The organism is Actinacidiphila acidipaludis (genome assembly GCF_019890725.1).
GTDB lineage: Bacteria > Actinomycetota > Actinomycetes > Streptomycetales > Streptomycetaceae > Actinacidiphila > Actinacidiphila acidipaludis.
This window is the reverse complement of sequence record NZ_JAINZZ010000031.1, coordinates 20,472-41,900: the sequence shown is the minus strand read 5'-3', so window position 1 is coordinate 41,900 and position 21,429 is coordinate 20,472. Positions and strand designations below refer to the sequence as shown.

Sequence of the window (21,429 nt, the reverse complement as noted above, 5' to 3'; positions counted from 1 at the left end):
TGGTCCCTGGACGGGGTGGCACCGCGACATGAGCAGCCCGAACTTGCTCCCCGGGCCGGGTGGCCCCACGCCATGAGCTGCCCACGCCGATCCCCAGGCGGGGGCTGCCGGGCGGGCGCCTGACGCAATCCGTAGGGGCGTGGGGTCCCCGGCTTGGCCCGGGAGTGCCCCGGCGCGACCAACCACGGCGGCGTCGCACCCAGGCGACCGCCCCCGAGGGGCAATCCGCCCCGGACCACCGGCCGGCAGCCGGTTCTCCGGCCCGGGCACGCCACCGGCAGCGCGTCCTCAGGAGTGCGAGGGCGGGGTGGGCGGCAGGGGCGGGGGGAAAGGTGGCGGGGTCGGCCAGGGGAGGGGGTCGGCGACGGGGGGCGGTACCGGCGCAGGGGGAGGCGAGACCGCGGCCCGGCGGAAGGTCGGACGTGGGATGTGCGGGAGGCGGGGCATCCGGGGGCGCCGCGACGGGCGCGGGACGCGGGCACTTACGGGCCGCGCGGGGTGGCCCAGCTGCCGGCGCACGAGAAGCGACCCGGGCACGGCGATCACCAGAACCCACCCCGCGGCCGCGGCCCCGGCGCGCCACCACATCGGCCCGAACGTGGCGAGCACGTCGTTCCCCAGCGCACCCCCCGCCCATGCCGCGGCCACCGCGAACCCCACCCCGTGGAAGAGCGCCGCCCCGCAGGCGACCCGTACCGTGCGCCCCGCGCCCAGCCCGGACCCGCCCACCCACCAGGCCACCGCACCCGCGGCCAGCGCGGGCACCACCAGCGTGGCCCAGCCCAGCACCCCCGCTCCCCCGGTCCCGGGCAGCGCCGCGAGCAGCGGGAAGGACGGCAGAAGCGGGTATCCCGACGCCCCCGCCGGGGCCACCACACTGCCCGCGCCGACGCAGAACCCGACGCCCAGCGCGTACGACGCCGCCCACACCGCCAGGTTCGGAATCAGCAGCGCGGCCAGCAGCAGGACCGCGATCCGCCCGGCGTCGGGCCCGCTGAGCCGGCCGTACGACCGCGCGACGGCGCCTCCGTGCAGGACCAGCGCCGCACCGCCGACCAGCGCGCCGCCGCCCACCAGCACGACACAGCCGATCGCCGCGGACCGCAGCGCACTCGCGACATCCTCGCCGTACCGGCGCGGCAGCGGGAGCCAGTCGGCCGGGGCCGGCTTCCCGCACCCCGACCAGGCCCCGCACGCGACGGCCGCCGCCGCGAACAGCGGCACGTAGAGCGCGGTGAGCGGGGCGACCCGGATCGGGCCGCTCACCGCGTAGGCGACGGTGACCGCGGCCACCGCGAGGTACCCCGTCAGAACCCAGCCGCCGACGACGGCGGCCCTGTGCACGCCGGCCCCCGGCTCGGAGCCGGAACCGCGGCCGGCGTCATGGCGGGCGTCGTGGCGGGCGTCATGGCCGGTGGCGTCCTCGTCGCCGTCGCCCTCGCCCCGTTCCCCCGAGACCGCCGCGGCCGTGCCCCGGTACAGCAGCCACGCCGGGACCGCGCTGAGCAGCAGCGGAGCGAGGGCGACGGGCGTGGGCTCGCCGGAGATCGTGCCGGTGCGGACGAGGTCGGCGCCCTGGGACAGCAGCCACAGGCCGGCGGTCAGGTGGAGCGCCCCGTCGACCCCGTTGTCCGGGTAGGGCGAGCCGACCCAGAGCAGCAGGACGGCCACGGCCGGCACGCCGAGGCCGAGGCCGGCGGCGATGACGCCCGAGGCGAGCGCGGACACCCGTTCCGCGGCCCAGCGGGCGTGCGGCTCGGGGCGTGCGGCAGGGGCCTGGGGAGGGTCGGTGAAATGTGTCACAGCGTCCCATGCTGCCAAGAACACCCGTTTCGCCCGAGCAGCGGGCGAAAGGTCGCCGTGTCGCCCAGCATGAGCGTTATGTGTCTTTTTTTCAGACCATCGGACACTCCGACCGCCGCGCGCCCGCGCCGTGCTGACGGAGCTCCGCGGTGAGCCCCCGGAAGAACCCGCCCAAGGGAGGTGGTGGCGGAGCCCCGGTCAAGGCCCCGCCGGCCGCCCCTCCCGTCCCGTCCACGGCACCTCCCCCACCTGCGGCACCTGCCGCAGCGCCGGCCGGTGCGCGGGTGCGGCCCGGGGGGACGACGTATCGTCCGGCCGCGGCGAGCGCGGTGCCGGCGGAGAGCTCCCGGCAGGAGCGGCATGCCGGGGACGCCCGGCAGGGCGAGCGGTCCGAGCAGCCGGAGCGGTCTGCGCGGCCCGAGCGGCCTGAGCGGTCTGCGCGGCCCGAGCGGCCTGAGCGGTCGCGTCAGGAGGAGCGGTCCTCCGGACTCCCCCACGGCCCGGAAGCCGCGTTCGACGCGCTCTACATCCGCAGCGCCGGCCCGCTGCTCCGCCAGGTGGAGCTGCTCACCGGCGACCCCGTCTTCTCCCGCCACACCGTGCTGCACGCGTTCGGCCAGGCCTGGCAGCGGTGGCCCGAGGTGGCGCGGGACAGCGACCCGGTGGGCTGGGTGCGCGCGGCGGCGTACGAGTACGCGCTGGCGCCCTGGCAGCGCTGGTTGCCGGGGGCCGGCCACCGCCCGCAGCCCCGCAAGCCCGAGGAACCGCTGGAGGCGGCGCTGCTCGATCTGCCGCCCGCCTACCGCCGCGTGGTGCTGCTCTACGACGGGCTGGGCCTCGACCTGCCCGAGGCGGCCGCCGAGGTGGAGGCGAGCACGGTCGCGGCGGCCGCGCGCATCACGCATGCGCGGGAGGCGCTGGCGGCCGCGGTGCCCGAACCGGGCGAACCGCTGTCGGAACGGCTGGGCGCGCTGCTCGACGGCGAGCCGGAACCGCCGCGGTCCCCGGCCGCGGTGCGGGACGCCGGTGAGCGCGGGGCGCGGCAGCGCACGCTCGGGGCGTACGCGCTGACCGGGCTGATCGCCGTGGTGACGCTGGGCGTCGTCCTTCTCGGGCCCGGGACCGGGAGCCGCACGGCTCCCGTGGACGAGCCCGCGGGCCGGAGCACGCCCGCGGCGACCCCGCACCACGCGAACGGCGCGGGCCCGTTCTCTTTCGGAGAACGGACCCGCGCCGTCAAGCGGTGAGCGGCCGGCGGCCGCTCGTACGGGGTCAGCCCGCGAGGATCGCCCGGGCGAGACGCGCCGTCTCGGACGGCGTCTTGCCGACCTTGACGCCGGCGGCCTCGAGGGCCTCCTTCTTGGCCTGCGCGGTGCCGGAGGAGCCGGAGACGATGGCGCCGGCGTGGCCCATGGTCTTGCCCTCGGGGGCGGTGAAGCCCGCGACGTAGCCGACGACCGGCTTGGTCACGTTCTTCTCGATGAAGGCCGCGGCCCGCTCCTCGGCGTCGCCGCCGATCTCACCGATCATCACGATGAGGTCGGTGTCGGGGTCGGCCTCGAACGCGGCGAGCGCGTCGATGTGGGTGGTGCCGATGATCGGGTCACCGCCGATGCCGACCGCCGTCGAGAAGCCGATGTCGCGCAGCTCGTACATCATCTGGTAGGTCAGCGTGCCGGACTTGGAGACCAGGCCGATGCGGCCCGGCTTGGTGATGTCGCCCGGGATGATGCCGACGTTCGACTGGCCCGGGGTGATGATGCCGGGGCAGTTCGGGCCGATGATGCGGGTCTTGTTGCCCTTCTTGCCGGCGTACGCCCAGGACGCGGCCGTGTCGTGCACGGCGATGCCCTCGGTGATCACGACGGCCAGCGGGATCTCGGCGTCGATGGCCTCGACGACCGCGTCCTTGGTGAACTTCTCCGGCACGAAGATGACGGAGACGTTGGCGCCGGTCTTCTCGATGGCCTCCTTGACGGTGCCGAAGACCGGTACCTCGGTGCCGTCGAAGTCCACGGTCTGCCCCGCCTTGCGCGGGTTGACGCCGCCGACGACATTGGTGCCGTCGCCGAGCATGAGCTTGGTGTGCTTCATGCCGGTGGCGCCGGTCATGCCCTGGACGATGACCTTGCTGTCCTTGTTGAGCCAGATAGCCATGGTGGTGTGAGTCCTCGTCCTCGTGCTTACTTGGCGGCGGCCAGCTCGGCGGCCTTGTCGGCCGCGCCGTCCATGGTGTCGACGCGCTGCACCAGCGGGTGGTTGGCGTCGGTGAGGATCTTGCGACCCAGCTCGGCGTTGTTGCCGTCGAGACGGACGACCAGCGGCTTCTCGACCTTCTCGCCGCGGTCCTCCAGGAGCTTCAGCGCCTGGACGATGCCGTTGGCGACCTCGTCGCAGGCGGTGATGCCGCCGAAGACGTTGACGAACACCGAACGGACGTCCGGGTCGCCCAGGATGATCTCCAGGCCGTTCGCCATGACCTGGGCGGAGGCGCCGCCACCGATGTCCAGGAAGTTGGCGGGCTTCACACCGCCGTGGCTCTCGCCGGCGTACGCGACGACGTCGAGGGTGCTCATGACGAGACCCGCGCCGTTGCCGATGATGCCGACCTCGCCCTCGAGCTTGACGTAGTTGAGGCCCTTCTCCTTGGCAGCGGCCTCCAGCGGGTTGGCGGCGGCCCTGTCGTGGAGCTCCTCGTACTCGGGGTGACGGAACTCGGCGTTGTCGTCCAGCGACACCTTGCCGTCGAGGGCGATGACGTCGCCGGAGGCGACCTTCGCCAGCGGGTTGACCTCGACCAGCAGGGCGTCGGACTTGATGAAGGTGTCCCACAGCTTGATCAGCACGTGGGCGACCTTGTCCGCGACCTCGGCCGGGAACTTCGCGGCCTCGACGATCTCGCGGGCCTTGGCCTCGTCCACACCGTCGATGGCGTCGATCGCGATCTTCGCGACGGCCTCCGGGCGGGTGGCGGCCACCTCCTCGATCTCCATGCCGCCCTCGACGGAGGCGATGGAGAGGAAGGTGCGGTTGGCCCGGTCCAGCAGGAAGGAGACGTAGTACTCCTCGAGGATCTCCGGGGCCGTCTCGGCGATCATCACCTTGTGGACCGTGTGGCCCTTGATGTCCATGCCGAGGATGTCCGTCGCGCGGGCGACGGCCTCGTCCGGGGTGGCCGCCAGCTTCACGCCGCCGGCCTTGCCGCGGCCACCGACCTTGACCTGCGCCTTGACAACCGACTTGCCGCCGAGACGCTCGGTGATCTCGCGCGCCGCCTCAGGCGTTTCGATGACTTCACCGGCCAGCACCGGTACCCCGTGCTTGGCGAAGAGGTCCCTCGCCTGGTACTCGAACAGGTCCACGCGCGTCCGTCTCCCTTTTCCCTGGTGTTCCCTGGATTTCCCTGGTGTCAGGGCTTCGCAGGCTGCTGCCGCCAGATGTACAGCGCTGCCTGGTCCGCCTGGGCGTGCCGCTACGGGCAGGGCGCGACTGCACTGTCACAAGGGAAGCGCACACGGTGACCGAGTACGCGGCATGTCCGTCTTGCAGGTTATCGCCGCGGGCCGTGGCCGCCTAAATCGCAGGTCCCCTGTGAGCGGTGAGAACGGTCACAGGGCGCGCCCCTCACCGGTCCGGTATGGGGAGCGGGCGCTTCTCGATCGCGGCCGCCATGACGTCGGGGAACAGGTCGGGTGTGCAGGCGAAGGCCGGTGCGCCGAGCGCGGCGAGGGCCGCCGCGTGGTCGTGGTCGTAGGCCGGCGCGCCCTCGTCGCTGAGGGCCAGCAGGGCCACGAACTGCACGCCGGCCGCCTTCATCGCGGCCACCCGCTTGACCATGCCGTCCCGGATGCCGCCCTCGTACAGGTCGCTGATGAGCACCACGACGGTCTCGGCCGGACGGGTGATGAGCGACTGGCAGTAGCCCAGCGCGCGGTTGATGTCGGTGCCACCACCCAGCTGGGTGCCGAACAGGACGTCGACCGGGTCGTCCAACTGGTCGGTGAGGTCGACCACCGCGGTGTCGAACACCACCAGCTTGGTCGCGATCGACCGCATGGAGGCGAGCACCGCGCCGAAGACGGAGGCGTAGACGACGGACGCCGCCATCGACCCGGACTGGTCGATGCACAGCACCACGTCCTTCTTCACCGCCTGGTCGGCGCGGCCGTAGCCGATCAGGCGCTCGGGCACGATCGTGCCGTGCTCGGGCAGGTAGTGGCGGAGGTTGGCGCGGATGGTCCGGTCCCAGTCGATGTCCCGGTGCCGGGGGCGGCCGACCCGCGCGGAACGGTCCAGGGCGCCGGTGAGCGTGGCCCGGGTACGGGTGGCCAGCCGCTTCTCCAGGTCGTCCACGACCTTGCGGACCACGGCGCGGGCGGTCTCCCGGGTGGTCTCCGGCATCGCCTTGTTCAGCGACAGCAGTGTGCCGACCAGGTGGACGTCGGCCTCCACGGCCTCCAGCATCTCCGGCTCCAGCAGCAGCGCCGACAGGCCGAGCCGGTCGATGGCGTCGCGCTGCATGACCTGGACGACGGAGCTCGGGAAGTACGTGCGGATGTCCCCGAGCCAGCGGGCGACCTGGGGGGCGGAGCCGCCCAGGCCGGCGGAGCGTTCGGCGCCGCGGGCGGCGGAGGTGCCGCCGCCCGGGGCGCCGCTGTAGAGCGCGGCCAGGGTGCGGTCCATCGCGGCGTCCTGCCCGGCCAGTTCGTGGCCGGTGCCGTCCGCGCCGCCGCCGAGCACCAGCCGCCAGCGCCGCAGCCGCTCGTCGGCGGCCTGCCGAGTGTCAGTCATCTCCCAGTTCCCCCAGGTCCGTTGTGGTCAGCGTGCCGAGCAGCAGCCGCGCGGTGTGGGCGGCGGCGTCCGCGCGGGCCCGGTCCAGGGCGGTGCCGAAGCCGGGCAGCCCGGCGTCGGCCGGTCCCGGCGGGCGGCGGGCGGCGGCCGGTCCGCGGCGCACCAGTTCGCCGACGCCGCGCCGCACGCCGGGCTCGAACTCCGCGAAGGTCCGCCGCAGCAGCGGCAGGACGTCCGTGAACGAGTCGGCCGGCACCGCGGCGAGCCAGCCGTCGATCAGGGCGAGCAGCCGTTCGTCGTGGACCAGCAGGATGCCGCCGCCGGCCAGGAATCCCTCGATCCAGGCCGCCGCCTCCGTCGGGGCGGTGCCGGGCGACAGGGCCAGCCCCATCAGCCGGGCGGCCTCGCCGGCGTCCAGCCGGCCGTCGTCGAGCAGCAGCCGGGCGGCGGCGCCGCGCAGCAGTCCGGGTATCGCCTCGTCGCGTTCGGCCAGGGTGCGCAGGACCGCGCCCCATCTGTCGTGCAGCTCCCGGGCCGGGTCCGGGCCGGGACGCTGGGCGGGCACCGGGGCCGGTGCCGTCCCGGGTCCGCCCCCGGCGTCCGGTCCCGGCAGCAGGCCGACGGCCCGGTGGACCTCTTCCATGTGGGTGCGCAGGACGCGGGCCGCGTCGGCGTCGATGCCGGTGCACGCGGCGGGGAAGCCGACGCAGACCCGCCGGGCCAGGCCGTGGGCGACGGCGCCCAGCGCGGCGGAGTCGGTGCCGCGCACGTCGCCGTAGCGGACCGCCCGGACCAGGGCGGGCAGGGCCGCCGCGAGGTGCGCGACGTCCGCGTCGAGCGCGGCGCGGTCGGCGAGCACCCGCATGACGGTCGGCAGCGCGTCGGCCAGGCCGGCGGGCAGGCACTGCTCGGCGACCGCCGTCACGTCGGCGAGCGTGGTGGCGTGGACGGCGAGGTCCTCGGCGCGGGCGTTGGCGGCGGACTCCACGGTCGTGCCCCAGATGCCGGCCTCGGCGATCCGGATCGCAGCCTCGGGCTCCCAGCGCAGCCGCCACGTCTCGCGGAACGTGCCGGTGCTGCCGCGGCTCCGGGCGGGCTCGCCCCAGCCGATGTGCAGCATGCGGAGCCGGTGCAGCAGGCGGCTGCGGGCCGCGTCGAGGTCCTTGCGCAGGTCGAGTTCCAGCTCGCGCTCCAGGGCCTCGGGCTTGAGGCGCAGGGAGCGCTGCTCGCGGGCGAGGTCGCGGGCCAGCGGCACGGCCGGGGCGTCCGGCGGCACCTCGCCGAGCACCTCGCCGACCACCAGGCGGTCCTGGACCAGCGCCAGCGGGACGTCCGAGCCGTCGCACATCACCGCGCGGACCGCGTCGGTCGTCTCGGCGAGGCCGGCCAGCGGGCGGCCGCGCATCGCGGCGAGAGTGTCGGACAGGCGCACCGCCTCGATGACGTGGGCGGAGGACACCGGGTAGTCCTCCTCCCGCAGCAGGCCGGCGACCTTCGTCATCCACCGGGTCACCGGGCGGTCCGGCGCGGTGAACAGGTGCCGGTACCAGCCCGGCGAGTCGATGCCCGCGCCGTAGCCGCTGGCCCGGGCCAGCCTGCGGTGCGTCCACGGGACCCAGGTGGTCTCGACCTTGACCTTGGGCAGTCCCTTGAGCAGCGCCCGGTCGGCGGTGGCCGTGGTCTTCTCGGCGAGCGCCGGGACGTGCCAGGCGCCGCACACCACGGCGGTGCGCTCGTGGGCCCGGCGGGCCTCGCGCACCCGCAGCCGCATATGGGCCTCGCGCAGCGGGTCCTGGGTGTGGCCGCCGTCCCCGTAGGTCTGGCGGATCACCCCCATCGCCTCGGCCAGTGCCGCGAACGGCGCGAGGGCGTCGGCAGAGTCGCCGCCCGGCCCGGGTTCCCCGCCGGGGGCGCCCTCCTCCCCGGCCGATCCGCGGTGCTCGACGGCGTCCTCCCACCATCGCTCGGGGTCGTCGTACCCGGCGGTCCGGGCGAGGACGGCCAGCGGGTCGATCCGGGCCGCCGCGCCCGGGTCGCCGGCGTCCGGCGTGGGCGCGGCCGCGTCCGGGTCCGGCTCAGGACCGGGAGCGTCCCCGGGGGAGTCGGCCGGGTGGGCCGGGGCCGGCGGGGTGGCGCCGCCGTCGGGGTGCCCGGACTCGTCGTCCGCCGACCGCAGGGCGAGGCTGTGAGCGGCCGGAAGGTCGATGAAGCGGACCTCGGCGCCGGCCTTGGCCGCCCACCGCAGCGCCACCCACTCGGGCGAGAACTCGGCGAACGGCCAGAAGCCCGCCCGCGCCGGGTCGTCCACGACATGGGCCAGCAGCGCGACCGGCGGCCGCATCGCCGGGTCGGCGGCCAGCGCGGTGAGCGCGTCGGCCTCCGGCGGACCCTCGATCAGCACCGCCTGCGGCCGGTACGCGTCCAGCGCCGCCCGGACCGCCCGGGCCGAGCCGGGGCCGTGGTGGCGGACGCCCAGCAGGAGGACGTCGTCGGTGGTGCTCATACCGACACCTCGCGGCAGGCCCGGTAGAAGTCCTTCCACCCGTCCCGTTCGCGGACGACCGTCTCCAGGTACTCCTGCCACACCAGCCGGTCGGCCGCCGGGTCGCGGACCACCGCGCCGAGGATGCCCGCGGCGACGTCGCCGGCGCGCAGCACGCCGTCGCCGAAGTGGGCTGCCAGCGCGAGCCCGTTGGTGACCACCGAGATCGCCTCGGCCGTGGACAGCGTGCCGGACGGCGACTTGACCTTCGTCCTGCCGTCCTCCGTGACACCGCCGCGCAGTTCGCGGAAGACCGTGACGACCCGGCGGATCTCGTCGGCCCACTGCGGCGCGGCGGGCAGGTCCAGGCCGCGGCCCATCTGGCCCACCCGGCGCGAGACGATGTCCACCTCGTCCTCGGCGGTGGCCGGCAGCGGCAGCACCACCGTGTTGAAGCGGCGGCGCAGGGCGCTGGACAGGTCGTTGACCCCGCGGTCGCGGTCGTTGGCGGTGGCGATCAGGTTGAAGCCGCGCACCGCCTGCGTCTCGGTGCCCAGTTCCGGTATCGGCAGCGTCTTCTCGGACAGGATCGTGATCAGCGTGTCCTGTACGTCGGCCGGGATCCGGGTCAGCTCCTCGACGCGCGCGATGCGCCCCTCGGCCATCGCCCGCATCACCGGGCTGGGCACCAGGGCGTCCCGGCTCGGGCCGTGCGTGAGCAGCTGGGCGTAGTTCCAGCCGTAGCGGATGGCCTCCTCCGGGGTGCCGGCCGTGCCCTGCACCAGCAGCGTCGAGTCGCCGCTGACGGCCGCCGCGAGATGCTCCGACACCCAGGTCTTGGCGGTGCCCGGCACGCCGAGCAGCAGCAGCGCCCGATCGGTGGCCAGGGTCGTGACGGCCACTTCGACGATCCGGCGCGGACCGACGTACTTGGGAGTGACGACCGTGCCGTCGGGCAGCGTGCCGCCGAGGAGGTAGGTGGCGACCGCCCACGGCGACATCCTCCAGCGGGCCGGGCGCGGGCGGTCGTCCGCGGCGGCGAGCGCGGCGAGCTCGGCCGCGAAAGCGGTCTCCGCGTGCGGCCGCAGCGTCTGCTCGGTGCCGGTCGCGGCACTCGTCGAATCGGACATGGCTCTCCCCCACTCACTCGCCGGGACCGGCTCGGCCCGGGCTCGTCCGTTGCTGATCTCCACAGTGCACCCCGCCACTGACAATTCGTCACCGACAGCGATCCGCGCAGGTCAGGGCGATTGTCAGTGGCGCGTTCTACGGTCGTACACATGGATACGGAAGCGCGGTGGACGGCCGATCAGGTGCTCGCGCTGGCACCTGACGCCGCTTCACGGAAGGCGGGCGCGAGGCTCGCGACACCCGCGCCGTGGTCCGGCACGGGGGTGGCGGGCGCGGCGGTGTGGGGGCTGTGCAAGGGCAGCGGCCGTACGCCGTACCAGACGGTCGTGGATCTGGGCGGTCCCGCGTTCCGCTGCTCGTGCCCGAGCCGCAAGTTCCCGTGCAAGCACGCGCTGGGGCTGCTGCTGCTCTGGGCGGAGGGGGACGGCGGCCCGATCGCCGCCGCGGCGGAGCCGGAGTGGGTGGAGCAGTGGACGGCGGCTCGCCGCAAGAAGGCGGACGAGCGGGCGCAGGCGCCGTCCTCGGGGTCGGGAAAGGCCGCGGGGCCGGCCGATCCCGACGCGGCCAGGCGGCGCGCGGACCGCCGGGCGATACGGGTCGAGGGCGGCGCCGTCGAGCTGGAGCAGCGGCTCGCCGACCTGCTGCGGGGCGGCCTGGCGGGGGCCGACCGCGACGGGTACCGGCAGTGGGACGAGATCGCGGCGCGCATGGTGGACGCGCAGGCGCCGGGACTCGCCTCGCGTGTGCGGGAGTTGGGGGCGGTGACGGCCACCGGGGGCGACTGGCCGTCGCGCATGCTGGAGGAGACGGCACTGCTGCATCTGCTCGCCCGCGGCTATCTGGGCCGCGAGCGGCTGCCGGACCCGCTGGCCGGGACCGTCCGGGCCAGGGTGGGATTCACCGTCGACAGCGCGGAGTTGCTGGCCGGCGCGACGATCCGCGGCCACTGGCAGGTCCTGGCGCAGTACGACTCGGCCGACGACCGGCTGACCACGCGGCGGATATGGCTGTACGACGAGGGGGCGGGCCGGTTCGCGCTGCTGCTGTCGTTCGGCGCGGCGGGGCGGGCGCCCGAGCTGGTGCTGCCGCTGGGCGCGGTGCTGGAGGCCGAGGTCGCCTACTACCCGTCGGCTCTTCCGCTCCGGGCGGTGCTGGGGCCCCAGCACGGCACGGCGCAGGCCGAGTCGGTGCCCCGGGGGATGCCGGTCGCGGCCGCGCTCGACGCCTACGGGGCGGCGCTCGCCGACGACCCCTGGCTGGACGCGTGGCCGGTCGTGCTGGCGGACGTGGTGCCGATACCGGGGGCGACGCGGTGGCAGGTGGCCGACGCCACAGGTGAGGACGCGATCCCGATCGCGGGCGCCGGTCCTCAGTGGCGCCTGGCCGCACTGTCGGGCGGCCACCCCCTCACCGCCTTCGGCGAACTCGGCCCGACCGGCTTCCGTCCCCTCTGCGCCTGGCCCGCGGCGAGCGTCATACCGACGCCGCTCACCGCCTGACGGGCCGCACCCCCGGTGCGGGGAGCCGCGGTCGGCCTGGGACGCGACGGGGAGCGAGGCGCGGCGACGTCGGTGAAGGGCGCGGGACGGGGCACGGGCAGGGAACAGGTGAGAAAGGGGACGGGGATGGGGAGTTGGGACGACCTGGTCGGAAGCGCGCTGCTCGGGACGGAGCGGCGGCGCCCGGCAGGGGTGGTGGGTGACGCGGAGGAAGCGGCCGTCGCCCTGCTGGACGCCGCGGCCGCCGGCGTGATCCGACGGCGGGCCGGGGTGACTCCGGCTGCGGCCGGGACGAGACCGGGGCTCGCCCCCGCGGACCGCCGGCCGGACCTCCCGGAGGCGGCCCGTCGCCGGCTGGCGATGCTGCTTGCCGACCGCACGGCCGACGCCGCCCGCGGACGCCGGGGCGCGACGCCGAACCTCGCCGAGCTGCTGCCGCAGTGGCTGGCCGCGGCCCGCCGCGAGGGCTATGCCGCACCGCACGCCCTGCTGCCCGCGCTGCTGGACGCCGCCCGGGCCCGCACGGACCTGCGGACCGACGCCCTCGCCCTCGCCGGACCGCGCGGCCTGTGGCTCGCCGCGCTGAACCCGGACTGGAAGTTCGCCCTGCGGGCGGGTCAGGGCGCGGCCGCCGCGGAGGAAGGGGACGCGGAACAGCTCTGGGAGGAAGGGCTGTTCGCCGAGCGCATCGCCCTGCTGACCCGGATGCGCCTGGCCGATGCGGCGGCCGCCCTGGCGTTGCTGGAGTCGTCGTGGCGGACCGAGCGCGCCGAGGACCGTCTGATGTTCCTCGACGCGTTGCGCACCGGGCTGTCCCCGGCCGACGAGGAGTTCCTCGAGCAGGCGCTGAACGACCGCAGCCGCAATGTCAGGACGACCGCGGCCGAACTCCTCTCCGCCCTGCCCGGTTCGGCGCTCGCCGCGCGGATGGCGGAGCGGGCGAGGAGCTGCGTCTCGCTGAGTCCGGAGGGCATCGTGGTCGAGGCGCCCTATGCCTGCGACCCGGCGATGGAGAGGGACGGCGTGGCGGCCAAACCGCCGAGCGGCCGAGGCGAACGCGCCTGGTGGTTCGGGCAGTTGGTGGACGCGGCCCCGCTGTCGACATGGCCGGCGAGACTCGGGGGCCGAACCCCGGAGGAGATCATCGCGCTGCCCGTACTGGACGACTGGCAGCCGGATCTGCACGCCGCGTGGTGCCGTGCCGCGGTACGGCAGCGCGACACCGGCTGGGCGCGGGCGCTGCTCGGGCCGCCGCCCAAACCCGCCGCGCCGGTGACGGCGGTCGGCGACCCGGCGAAGCTGCTGTCGATACTGCCGGGGCCGGAGCGCGGCGCGTGGGTCGCGGAGTTCATCGCGGCGCACGGGCTCTCGGAGGCGTTCCAGATGCTGAGCGTGTGTGCGGTGCCGTGGTCGCGCCCGCTGGGCCGCGCGGTGGTGGACGCCCTGGACATCGCACGGGAGGGCGGCAGCTATCCGTGGAGCTTCAGCGGGGTGATGGGACTGGCCGAGCGCTGTCTGGACCCGGACGCGGCCGACCAGGTGGCCGTGCTCACCGCCGCGGCGGAGGAGCCGCCCGACGGTTCGCCGGGCGCCGGTACGTACTGGTCCGAGGCCTTCCAGCGCCTCACCGGCACGCTGCGTCTGCGGGCCCTGATGCTGGCGGAACTGCGCGTGCCGCAGCCCTCGGGCTCGTCCATACCGGGCCCCGGCCGAGCCTGACGATCACTCGTTCGGCCGTGTCCAGGCGCCCGCTACTCACCGTGAAGCTCACCGCAGAGGTCGGGGGCGCCGTGCGGCCGATCAGGTGAAGGTCACCCGTCCGGCGGCGGCCCGGTCTCCCGAGCGGGAGAAAACCTATGCGTCAGCCGGATGGCGGACGTTCGCGTTGACCCAGGCGACGACGTCGCCCGTGGAGGTGCCAGGGGTGAAGATCGCGGCGACGCCGAGCTCCTTGAGCGGGGGAATGTCGGCCTCGGGGATGATCCCGCCGCCGAAGACCTTGATGTCCGCCGCGTCGCGCTCCTTGAGCAGCTCTATCACCTTGGCGAAGAGCGTCATGTGGGCGCCGGACAGGATCGACAGGCCGATCGCGTCGGCGTCCTCCTGGATCGCGGTGTCCACGACCTGCTCGGGCGTCTGGTGCAGCCCGGTGTAGATGACCTCCATACCGGCGTCACGCAGCGCCCGGGCGATGACCTTGGCACCGCGATCGTGGCCGTCGAGACCCGGCTTGGCGACCACCACGCGGATCGGACCGGTCACTCCCATCACTGCCTCCATGGGTACGGCTGCGGCGCAGCACTACGTGAACGAACGTTATCGCCCGGGCCTGGGGCGCGTCAGTTTTACGGGACGCAGCGAGGGGGAAATCACACAGGAGAGACACACGACGGGACGCAGGTCCGCCGCCGCCCATCCGGCACGGGACGCCGGGACGGTCGCCGACCTGCAAACTTCCCTCGGGAGCCGCAGTCTGGAGCCGCACGCCGTGCTCGCAGCCGCAGGGCGCGGGGTGCGGCCTCCGCTCCGGCCCCCGACGAAAGGGCCCGCGGGGTCGACGCCGATCCCTCGGGGCCGCGACGGGAGGTGGGCCATGGCCGCGAAGTCGCCTGAGGCCGAGCCGGGTGGTGGTGCAGAGCCCGGCAGCAGTTTTCTGGGGCACGGAGCCGGTCTGGTCCGTGTCACCGCCATCGACCTGGCCATACTGGCCGGCCACGCCCTGCTGTATCCGACCGGGATCCTGCCCGAGCGCTCCCACCTCGCGCCCGACCGGCCCCCGGACGAGCCGGACCCCCAGGGCGCCCAGGACGCAGGCACCCCCTCGGCCACGGCCCCCCCGGCCATGACGCTGGACTCCGCCTCCGACGCCGGCACGGACCCCGGCGACGGCCCGCCGGCCCGGCCCGGCGCGAAGGCGAAGTCCCGGCCGCCCGTGCTGCTGGTGCACGGCTTCGTGGACAACCGTTCCGCCTTCGCCCTGCTGCGCCGCTCGCTGCAGCGCAACGGCTGGACCCGGATCCAGGCCGTCAACTACTCACCGCTGACCTCCGACGTACGGACCGCGGCCGCCGTGCTCGGGACGCACATCGAACGTATCTGCGAGGAGTCCGGCGAGCGCCGGGTGGACATCGTCGCGCACAGTCTGGGCGGGCTGATCGCCCGCTACTACGTCCAGCGCCTGGGCGGCGACGCGCAGGTACGGACACTGGTCACGCTCGGTACACCGCACAACGGCACGCGGGCGATACCGGCCCTCATCCCGCACCCGCTGGCCCGGCAGATGCGCCCGGGTTCCGCGGTGCTGGAGGAGCTGGCAAAGCCGGTCCGCCGGTGCCGGACCCGCTTCGTGGCGTTCTGGAGCGACCTCGACCAGCTCATGATCCCGGTGGAGTCGGCGCGCCTCGAACACCCGGGACTGTCGGCGAAGAACATCAAAGTCACCGGCATCGGACATCTCGCCCTGCCGGTGCACGGCGCGGTGGCCGCCGAGATCCGTCGCGAGCTGTCCGGAGGCCCCGGCCGGCCCGGCGCGGCGGACGCCGCATAACGGACATGTAACGGTCGAATATCGACCGAACACCGGGCAAGGCGGGCGCCAGGTCTCGGGGAGAGATTGTCGCGGCCGGGTACGGAGGGCTACAGTCGCCGCTAATTCTCCTGCTGCCGAGGCGAAAGAGAAGCTGGCGGTGAACGAAGGTCCCTCGTCGGGATACTCCCCCGACTACGACGCCTACGGGTACGACCCCTATTCCACGGGCTCCCACCAGACCGTCGGCACCGCCTTCGGCGACGACACCACCGGCACCTACGCCATCCCGCAGCAGTACACGCCCTCGCACGACCAGACGCAGGGCTACGGCTACTCGTTCGGTTACGACGCGAGCGCCACGCAGTCCTGGGACACCGGCGGTTACGCCACCCACGACCCGTACGCCTACGGCCAGGCCCAGGGCCAGGCCGCCACGGTGACCGGCACCGGCAGCTACGGCGCCGGCTCGTACGGCACGGGCTCGTACGACACGTCGGCCTACGAGACCGGTTCCTACGACACCGGTTCCTACGAGACCGGCGCGTTCACGTCGTTCCCGCAGGCGCATCCGACGCCCCAGCAGGACTGGGACTCCGGCGCGTACCCGACGTACGGCTACGGATACGGGTACGGCTACGACGCGTCGGGTGACACCGGCGTCTACGAACACCTGGCTCCGACGGCGACTCCGGCCGCGGCGCCTGCTTACGACACGGCGTACGGCACGGCCTACGGCACGGGTTACCCCGCGGCCGACGACCGGACCACGGCTTTCCCGGCGCCCGGCGCCCACGCGGCTCAGGCCGCGTCACCCGCCGACGCGCCCGACCCCTACGCGGACGACCTGACAGCGGACCCGTACGCCGGTGACGCCCCGAGCGGCGCGGACGACAGGTACCTCGCCGACCCCGCAGACCCCGCAGACCTGGCCGACGAGTTGGCGTACTCCTACGGCCGCGACGAACCGACGGCCCGCCACGACTACGCGAACGACGAGTACTCCGCGGACGGCTTCGCCGACGGTGAGCCGACCGCCCGCAGCCGCCGCCGCAAACCCGCCAAGCGCTCGGCGCTGCTGACGGTCGCCGTGCCGTCGGTGGCCGTGATGGGCGTCGCGGCGGTCGGCGCCGCCGCGGTCGCGGGGGTCGGCATGGCCCAGAGCTCGTCCACGACGCAGGCCGACGCGACCGCCAAGACGCCGACGCAGCAGCTCGACCGGCAGCTCACCGGCGTCAGCCGTGACGCCGACGACTTCGCAACCCGAGCCAGCCGCTCCCAGGAGCGGCTGGACCTCAAGGAGCGCCAGGCCGCGGCGAAGAAGGCGGCCGCGGAGGCCGCCGCCCGCAAGGAGGCGCTGCGGCCGAAGTTCGTGCTGCCGGTGACGCAGAAGGGCCTGAGCGCGTACTTCGGTCAGGCCGGCGTCAACTGGATGGCCCTGCACACCGGCATCGACTTCCCGGTCCAGGTGGGCACACCCGTGATGGCCGTCACCGACGGCACGGTCCGCACGCAGTGGAACCCGTCCTACGGCAACATGGCCATCGTCACCGCGCCCGACGGCACCGAGACCTGGTACTGCCACCTGAGCAGCACCAAGATCCGGTCCGGGTCCGTCAAGGCGGGCACGGTCATCGCCTACTCGGGCAACACCGGCAACACCACGGGTCCGCACCTGCACCTGGAGGTGCGCCCGCACGGCGGCTCCCCGATCGACCCGCTGCCCTGGCTCCTCGCGCACGGCCTCGACCCCCGCTGAGCCCTCGACTCCGCTGAGCGTCCCCGCTGAGCGTCAAGGGCCGCGCGCCCACCACGGACGCACCGCCCCGCCGGTGAGCCGCGCCCCGGGAGGCGCCGCCGTCCCCGGACGGCCGGAGGCCCGACGCCCCCGCCCGCCCGGCAGCGGTCACCGCCCGGCAGCCGCTACAGCTTCTCCACCGGCGCGTACCGCAGCAGCAATTGCTTCGGCCGCTCGTCCCCGAAGTCGATCGTGGCCTTCTCGTCGCCCGGGCGCCCGGTGACCGCGATGACGGTGCCGAGCCCGAACTGGTCGTGGGTGACGCGGTCCCCGACCGCCAGCGAGATCACCGGCCGATCGCCGGACCTCCGCGTGGCGAAGCCCCGCGAGCCCGCGGCGCCGGAGCCCCCGCGGCTGCGCGCGGCGAGCGTCGAGGACAGCGACGCCGCGGCCTTGGACACCGCTCCACCGCCGCCGGAGCCCGAGCCGAAGCCGCCCCCCGAGGATCCCTTGCGCTTCCACTCGATGAGCGCGTCGGGGATCTCCTCCAGGAAGCGTGACGGGGGGTTGTAGGCCGGCTGCCCCCAGGCGCTGCGCATCGTCGAGCGGGTCAGGTAGAGGCGCTCGCGGGCGCGGGTGATGCCGACGTACGCCAGCCGCCGCTCCTCCTCCAGCTCCTTGACCTGTCCCAGGGCCCGCATGTGCGGGAAGACGCCGTCCTCCATGCCGGTGAGGAACACCACGGGGAACTCCAGGCCCTTCGCGGTGTGCAGCGTCATCAGGGTGATCACGCCGCCGGACCCCTCCTCGTCGTCCGGGATCTCGTCGGAGTCGGCGACCAGGGCCACGCGCTCCAGGAACTCGGCCAGGGTGCTGCCCTCCTCGCCGCGGTCCTGCTCGAACTCCAGCGCGACGGCGGCGAGTTCCTGGAGGTTCTCGACGCGGGTCTCGTCCTGCGGGTCGGTGGACGCCTGCAACTCGGCGAGGTAGCCGGTGCGTTCGAGCACCGCCTCCAGGACGACCGCGGGTCCCGCGCCCGACTCCACGACGGTGCGCAGCTCGTCCATCAGCGTGTTGAACCGCTTGACGGCGTTGGCCGAGCGGGCGGCCATGCCGTACGCCTCGTCGACCCGGCGCAGCGCCTGCGCGAAGGACACCTTCTCGCGCTGGGCGAGGGCGTCGATCATCGCCTCGGCGCGCTCGCCGATGCCGCGCTTGGGGACGTTGAGGATGCGGCGCAGCGGCACGCCGTCCTCGGGGTTGGCCAGCACCCGCAGGTAGGCGAGCACGTCCCGGACCTCGCGGCGCTCGTAGAAGCGCACCCCGCCGACGACCTTGTAGGGCAGGCCGACGCGGATGAACACCTCCTCGAACACCCGGGACTGCGCGTTGGTGCGGTAGAAGACCGCCACGTCGCCGGGGCGGGCGTCGCCTGCGTCGGTGAGCCGGTCGATCTCGTCGGCGACGTACTGGGCCTCGTCGTGCTCCTGGTCGGCGACGTAGCCGATGATCACCGGGCCGTTGCCGGACTCGGTCCACAGGTTCTTGGCCCGGCGGCCGGCGTTGCGCTCGATGACCGCGTTGGCGGCCGACAGGATCGTCTGCGTCGAGCGGTAGTTCTGCTCCAGCAGGATCGTGCGGGCCTGCGGGTAGTCCTCCTCGAACTGGAGGATGTTGCGGATCGTGGCGCCGCGGAAGGCGTAGATCGACTGGTCGGCGTCACCGACCACGCACAGCTCGGCGGGCGGGATCGGGCCGCTGCCTTCCGCGGAGCCGTCCGCCGGGCCGTCCGCCGGGCCGTCCGCCGGCGCGTCCCCCGAGCCGGCCGCCGATCGCGCTGCGCCGTCCGCCGGGCCCTCCGCCCCGGCGGCCGGGCCCCCGGTGCCGACGAGCTCGCGGACCAGCGTGTACTGCGCGTGGTTGGTGTCCTGGTACTCGTCGACCAGGACGTGCCGGAAGCGCCGCCGGTAGTGCTCGGCGACGTCCGGGAACGCCTGCAGCAGGTTGACGGTGGTCATGATGATGTCGTCGAAGTCCAGGGCGTTGGCCTCGCGCAGCCGTGCCTGGTAGAGCGCGTACGCCTCGGCGAGCTTCTTGTCGAAGGGGTTCTCGGCCTGGTCGGCGAAGGTCTCCTCGTCGATGAGCTCGTTCTTGAGGTTGGAGATCTTGGCGCTGAACGACTTCGGTGGGAACTGCTTGGGGTCCAGGTCCAGGTCGCGCTGGCAGACCAGGGCCATCAGCCGCTTGGAGTCGGCCGCGTCGTAGATGGAGAAGGACGAGGTGAAGCCCAGCTTCTTCGACTCGCGGCGCAGGATCCGCACGCACGCGCTGTGGAACGTCGACACCCACATGGCGCCGGCCCGCGGGCCGACGAGCTGCTCCACGCGCTCCTTCATCTCGCCCGCGGCCTTGTTGGTGAAGGTGATCGCGAGGATCGAGCCGGGGTGGACGTGCCGGGCGTAGAGCAGGTGGGCGATGCGGTGGGTGAGCACCCGGGTCTTGCCGGAGCCGGCGCCGGCGACGATGAGCAGCGGCCCGCCGGCGTGCACCACGGCGGCGCGCTGCTGTTCGTTCAGCCCCTCGAGCAGCTGGGCGGGGTCGGTGGCCGGGCGGGCCGCGCCGTTGCGGTAGTGGCTGTCGCGGACGGGCGGCGGGCCGTCGAAACGGTCGCCGAACAGGCCCTCGGGGACGTGCTCGGCGTCGCCGTGCTCGCCGTCCGGCGGCGGGGGCGGCCCGTCGTCGGCGGGGCCGTGGGCCGCGTCGAGACCGGCCAGGAAACTGTCGTCAAAGAGGCTGCTCATCGCCTCCTGAGTCTAGGCCGCCCCGCCGACACTCCGTCCCGGTTCGCGGAACCGGCCGCCGGACGCGCAGCGGGGCTCCATTAACACACTGAGTGACGAGACACGCGTTCGAGCAAAAGATTACGAAAAGGTATCGGGCCTTATCGGACATCGGCCTTCCCAGCGCTGCCGGGCCTGGGCTACGTTCCCGCACCAGCCGCACCGGTCCGCGTCCGAGAGGAGTCCGCCCGCCATGGCGACGCACCGTAAGGCCAGAACCGCGCTACTCAGCACCCCCGGGCCCCGTGCCGCGGTGGGGATCACGACCGCGGCACTCGCCACCGTGACCCTGCTGAGCGAGACCGCGCACGCGCAGCCCGCCCCCTCCCAGCCCTCCATCGCCGAGGTCAAGGCGAAGGTCGACTCCCTGATGCACCAGGCCGAGGTCGCCACCCAGAACTACAACGGCGCCAAGGAGCAGGCCGACCAGCAGAACAGCAAGGTCGACAAACTCCTGGCGCAGGTCGCCCGGAAGACCCAGACGCTCAACGACGCCCGCCGTCAGCTCGGCCAGTACGCGGCCGCGCAGTACCGCGACGGCGGAGACGACTCGACGACCCGCTACATGCTCTCCGGCAGCCCGCAGGACCTGCTCGACCAACTGCACCTGACCGACGTGCTCGCACAGCGGCAGAAGGCGGCCGTCGAGTCGTACCGGGTGCAGCAGGTGGCCGCGACGCAGGAGCGCGTGGAGGCGGCCAAGAGCCTGGCGACGCTCACCACGCAGCAGGCGAAGCTGAAGACCGCCAAGCAGACCGTGCAGACCAAGCTGGGCGAGGCCCAGCATCTGCTCAACAGCCTCACCGCGCAGGAGAAGGCGCGGCTGGCCGCGCTGGCCGCCAAGCAGGAGCAGGAGGCCCGCGCGAAGGCCGCGGCGCTCGCGGCGAAGGAGAAGGCCGCGCAGGAGGCGGCGGCCAAGGCGGCCGCGAAGACCGGCGGCACCACGCCCACCGCCCCGGTCAACTCCTCGGTCGCCGAACAGGCGATCGCCTTCGCCCGCAACCAGCTCGGCAAGCCGTACGTATGGGGAGCGACCGGCCCCGGCTCGTTCGACTGCTCGGGTCTGACCCAGGCGGCCTACAAGGCGGCCGGGATCACGCTGCCGCGCACCACCTACGACCAGGTGAACGTCGGCACCCGGGTCTCGGAGTCCAACCTCCAGCCGGGGGACCTGATCTTCTTCTTCAGCGACGTCAGCCACGTCGGTCTCTACATCGGCAACGGCGAGATGATTCACGCTCCGCACACGGGCACGGTCGTCAAGATCGCTCCGATCACGGAAATGCCCTTCTACGCGGCCGTTCGCCCGTATTGACCCCCTGAATCACTGTCACCAACCGTAAGATCACAAAGCGATTTCGGTCACATTGCGATCCAAACTTCCCAACAGTCGCGAGAGTTGATTACCGTAGCCCGCTAGGTGACCTGTCTCCCGCCGGTGCAAGTGCCGGCAGCACGTCACCTCCGCCTAATCCGGCCGGCGGCCGGAACCGGGGACCCACCAGCACCTTTGGGGTGAATCGGGACAGACGCCGACAAGCGTCTTTCCGTAGGGGAGCCTTCCCAGCCCGAACCCGTCAGCTAACCCGGTCGGCGGTCCACGGAAGGAGTCGCCCGCT

14 protein-coding genes and 1 riboswitch are annotated in these 21,429 nt (G+C 73.9%); of the genes, 6 read left to right on the top strand and 8 right to left on the bottom strand.

Going from position 1 to position 21,429, the window contains the following annotated elements; all coding sequences use genetic code 11:
- Nucleotides 1–288: 288 nt before the first annotated feature.
- Nucleotides 289–1,803: a cell division protein PerM gene (locus K7862_RS22710; protein ID WP_222965446.1), complete on the bottom strand. Its 1,515-nt coding sequence runs from the start codon at nucleotides 1,801–1,803 to the stop codon at nucleotides 289–291.
- Between the two features lie 329 nt (nucleotides 1,804–2,132).
- Here K7862_RS22710 and K7862_RS38295 point away from each other — a divergent pair, with 329 nt between their 5' ends.
- Nucleotides 2,133–3,050 (top strand): sigma factor-like helix-turn-helix DNA-binding protein, encoded by a 918-nt coding sequence (locus K7862_RS38295; RefSeq protein ID WP_308012121.1) that lies wholly within the window; start codon nucleotides 2,133–2,135, stop codon nucleotides 3,048–3,050.
- A 25-nt stretch (nucleotides 3,051–3,075) separates the two neighbouring features.
- Here the strand turns inward: K7862_RS38295 and sucD are convergent, their stop codons facing one another.
- The 5 genes from sucD to K7862_RS22680 all read right to left on the bottom strand — a co-directional run bounded on the left by sucD (nucleotide 3,076) and on the right by K7862_RS22680 (nucleotide 10,206).
- Nucleotides 3,076–3,960 carry a succinate--CoA ligase subunit alpha gene (sucD, locus tag K7862_RS22700; RefSeq protein ID WP_222965442.1) on the bottom strand — a complete coding sequence of 295 codons (885 nt, stop codon included), beginning with the start codon at nucleotides 3,958–3,960 and terminating at the stop codon, nucleotides 3,076–3,078.
- Nucleotides 3,961–3,986: 26 nt separating this feature from the next.
- A complete protein-coding gene (sucC, locus tag K7862_RS22695) occupies nucleotides 3,987–5,165 on the bottom strand; it encodes an ADP-forming succinate--CoA ligase subunit beta (RefSeq protein ID WP_222965440.1) in 1,179 nt (392 codons plus the stop codon).
- Between the two features lie 262 nt (nucleotides 5,166–5,427).
- Nucleotides 5,428–6,594, bottom strand: a complete 1,167-nt coding sequence (locus tag K7862_RS22690; protein WP_222965438.1) for a VWA domain-containing protein — start codon at nucleotides 6,592–6,594, stop codon at nucleotides 5,428–5,430.
- Nucleotides 6,587–9,097, bottom strand: coding sequence for a DUF5682 family protein (locus K7862_RS22685; RefSeq protein WP_222965436.1), 2,511 nt, complete (start codon nucleotides 9,095–9,097; stop codon nucleotides 6,587–6,589). The genes K7862_RS22690 and K7862_RS22685 overlap by 8 nt, the downstream gene beginning before the upstream one ends.
- Nucleotides 9,094–10,206 (bottom strand): ATP-binding protein, encoded by a 1,113-nt coding sequence (locus tag K7862_RS22680; protein WP_262413630.1) that lies wholly within the window; start codon nucleotides 10,204–10,206, stop codon nucleotides 9,094–9,096. Before K7862_RS22680 ends, K7862_RS22685 begins: the two co-directional genes overlap by 4 nt.
- Before the next feature lie 150 nt (nucleotides 10,207–10,356).
- On the opposite strand from K7862_RS22680, the gene K7862_RS22675 reads away from it, so the two are divergent.
- Nucleotides 10,357–11,706, top strand: coding sequence for an SWIM zinc finger family protein (locus tag K7862_RS22675; protein ID WP_222965432.1), 1,350 nt, complete (start codon nucleotides 10,357–10,359; stop codon nucleotides 11,704–11,706).
- A gap of 126 nt (nucleotides 11,707–11,832) precedes the next feature.
- Entirely contained in the window at nucleotides 11,833–13,425 is a 1,593-nt protein-coding gene (locus K7862_RS22670) for a DUF5691 domain-containing protein (protein ID WP_222965429.1), read from the top strand.
- 135 nt (nucleotides 13,426–13,560) lie between these two features.
- Here the strand turns inward: K7862_RS22670 and icmB are convergent, their stop codons facing one another.
- Nucleotides 13,561–13,974: a coenzyme B12-dependent isobutyryl CoA mutase small subunit gene (gene icmB / locus K7862_RS22665; RefSeq protein WP_222965427.1), complete on the bottom strand. Its 414-nt coding sequence runs from the start codon at nucleotides 13,972–13,974 to the stop codon at nucleotides 13,561–13,563.
- 325 nt (nucleotides 13,975–14,299) lie between these two features.
- Between icmB and K7862_RS22660 the strand changes: the two genes are divergently transcribed.
- The gene (locus K7862_RS22660) at nucleotides 14,300–15,253 is read left to right on the top strand and encodes an esterase/lipase family protein (protein WP_222965425.1); all 954 of its coding nucleotides are present in this window, start codon (nucleotides 14,300–14,302) and stop codon (nucleotides 15,251–15,253) included.
- 139 nt (nucleotides 15,254–15,392) lie between these two features.
- Nucleotides 15,393–16,991, top strand: coding sequence for a M23 family metallopeptidase (locus tag K7862_RS22655; RefSeq protein WP_308012120.1), 1,599 nt, complete (start codon nucleotides 15,393–15,395; stop codon nucleotides 16,989–16,991).
- Between the two features lie 164 nt (nucleotides 16,992–17,155).
- On the opposite strand, the gene pcrA is transcribed toward K7862_RS22655, so the two are convergent.
- Entirely contained in the window at nucleotides 17,156–19,771 is a 2,616-nt protein-coding gene (pcrA, locus tag K7862_RS22650; protein WP_222965423.1) for a DNA helicase PcrA, read from the bottom strand.
- Nucleotides 19,772–20,003: 232 nt separating this feature from the next.
- Here pcrA and K7862_RS22645 point away from each other — a divergent pair, with 232 nt between their 5' ends.
- The gene (locus K7862_RS22645; protein WP_222965421.1) at nucleotides 20,004–21,125 is read left to right on the top strand and encodes a C40 family peptidase; all 1,122 of its coding nucleotides are present in this window, start codon (nucleotides 20,004–20,006) and stop codon (nucleotides 21,123–21,125) included.
- Nucleotides 21,126–21,265: 140 nt separating this feature from the next.
- Nucleotides 21,266–21,421: riboswitch (cyclic di-AMP (ydaO/yuaA leader) on the top strand.
- Nucleotides 21,422–21,429 lie beyond the last annotated feature (8 nt).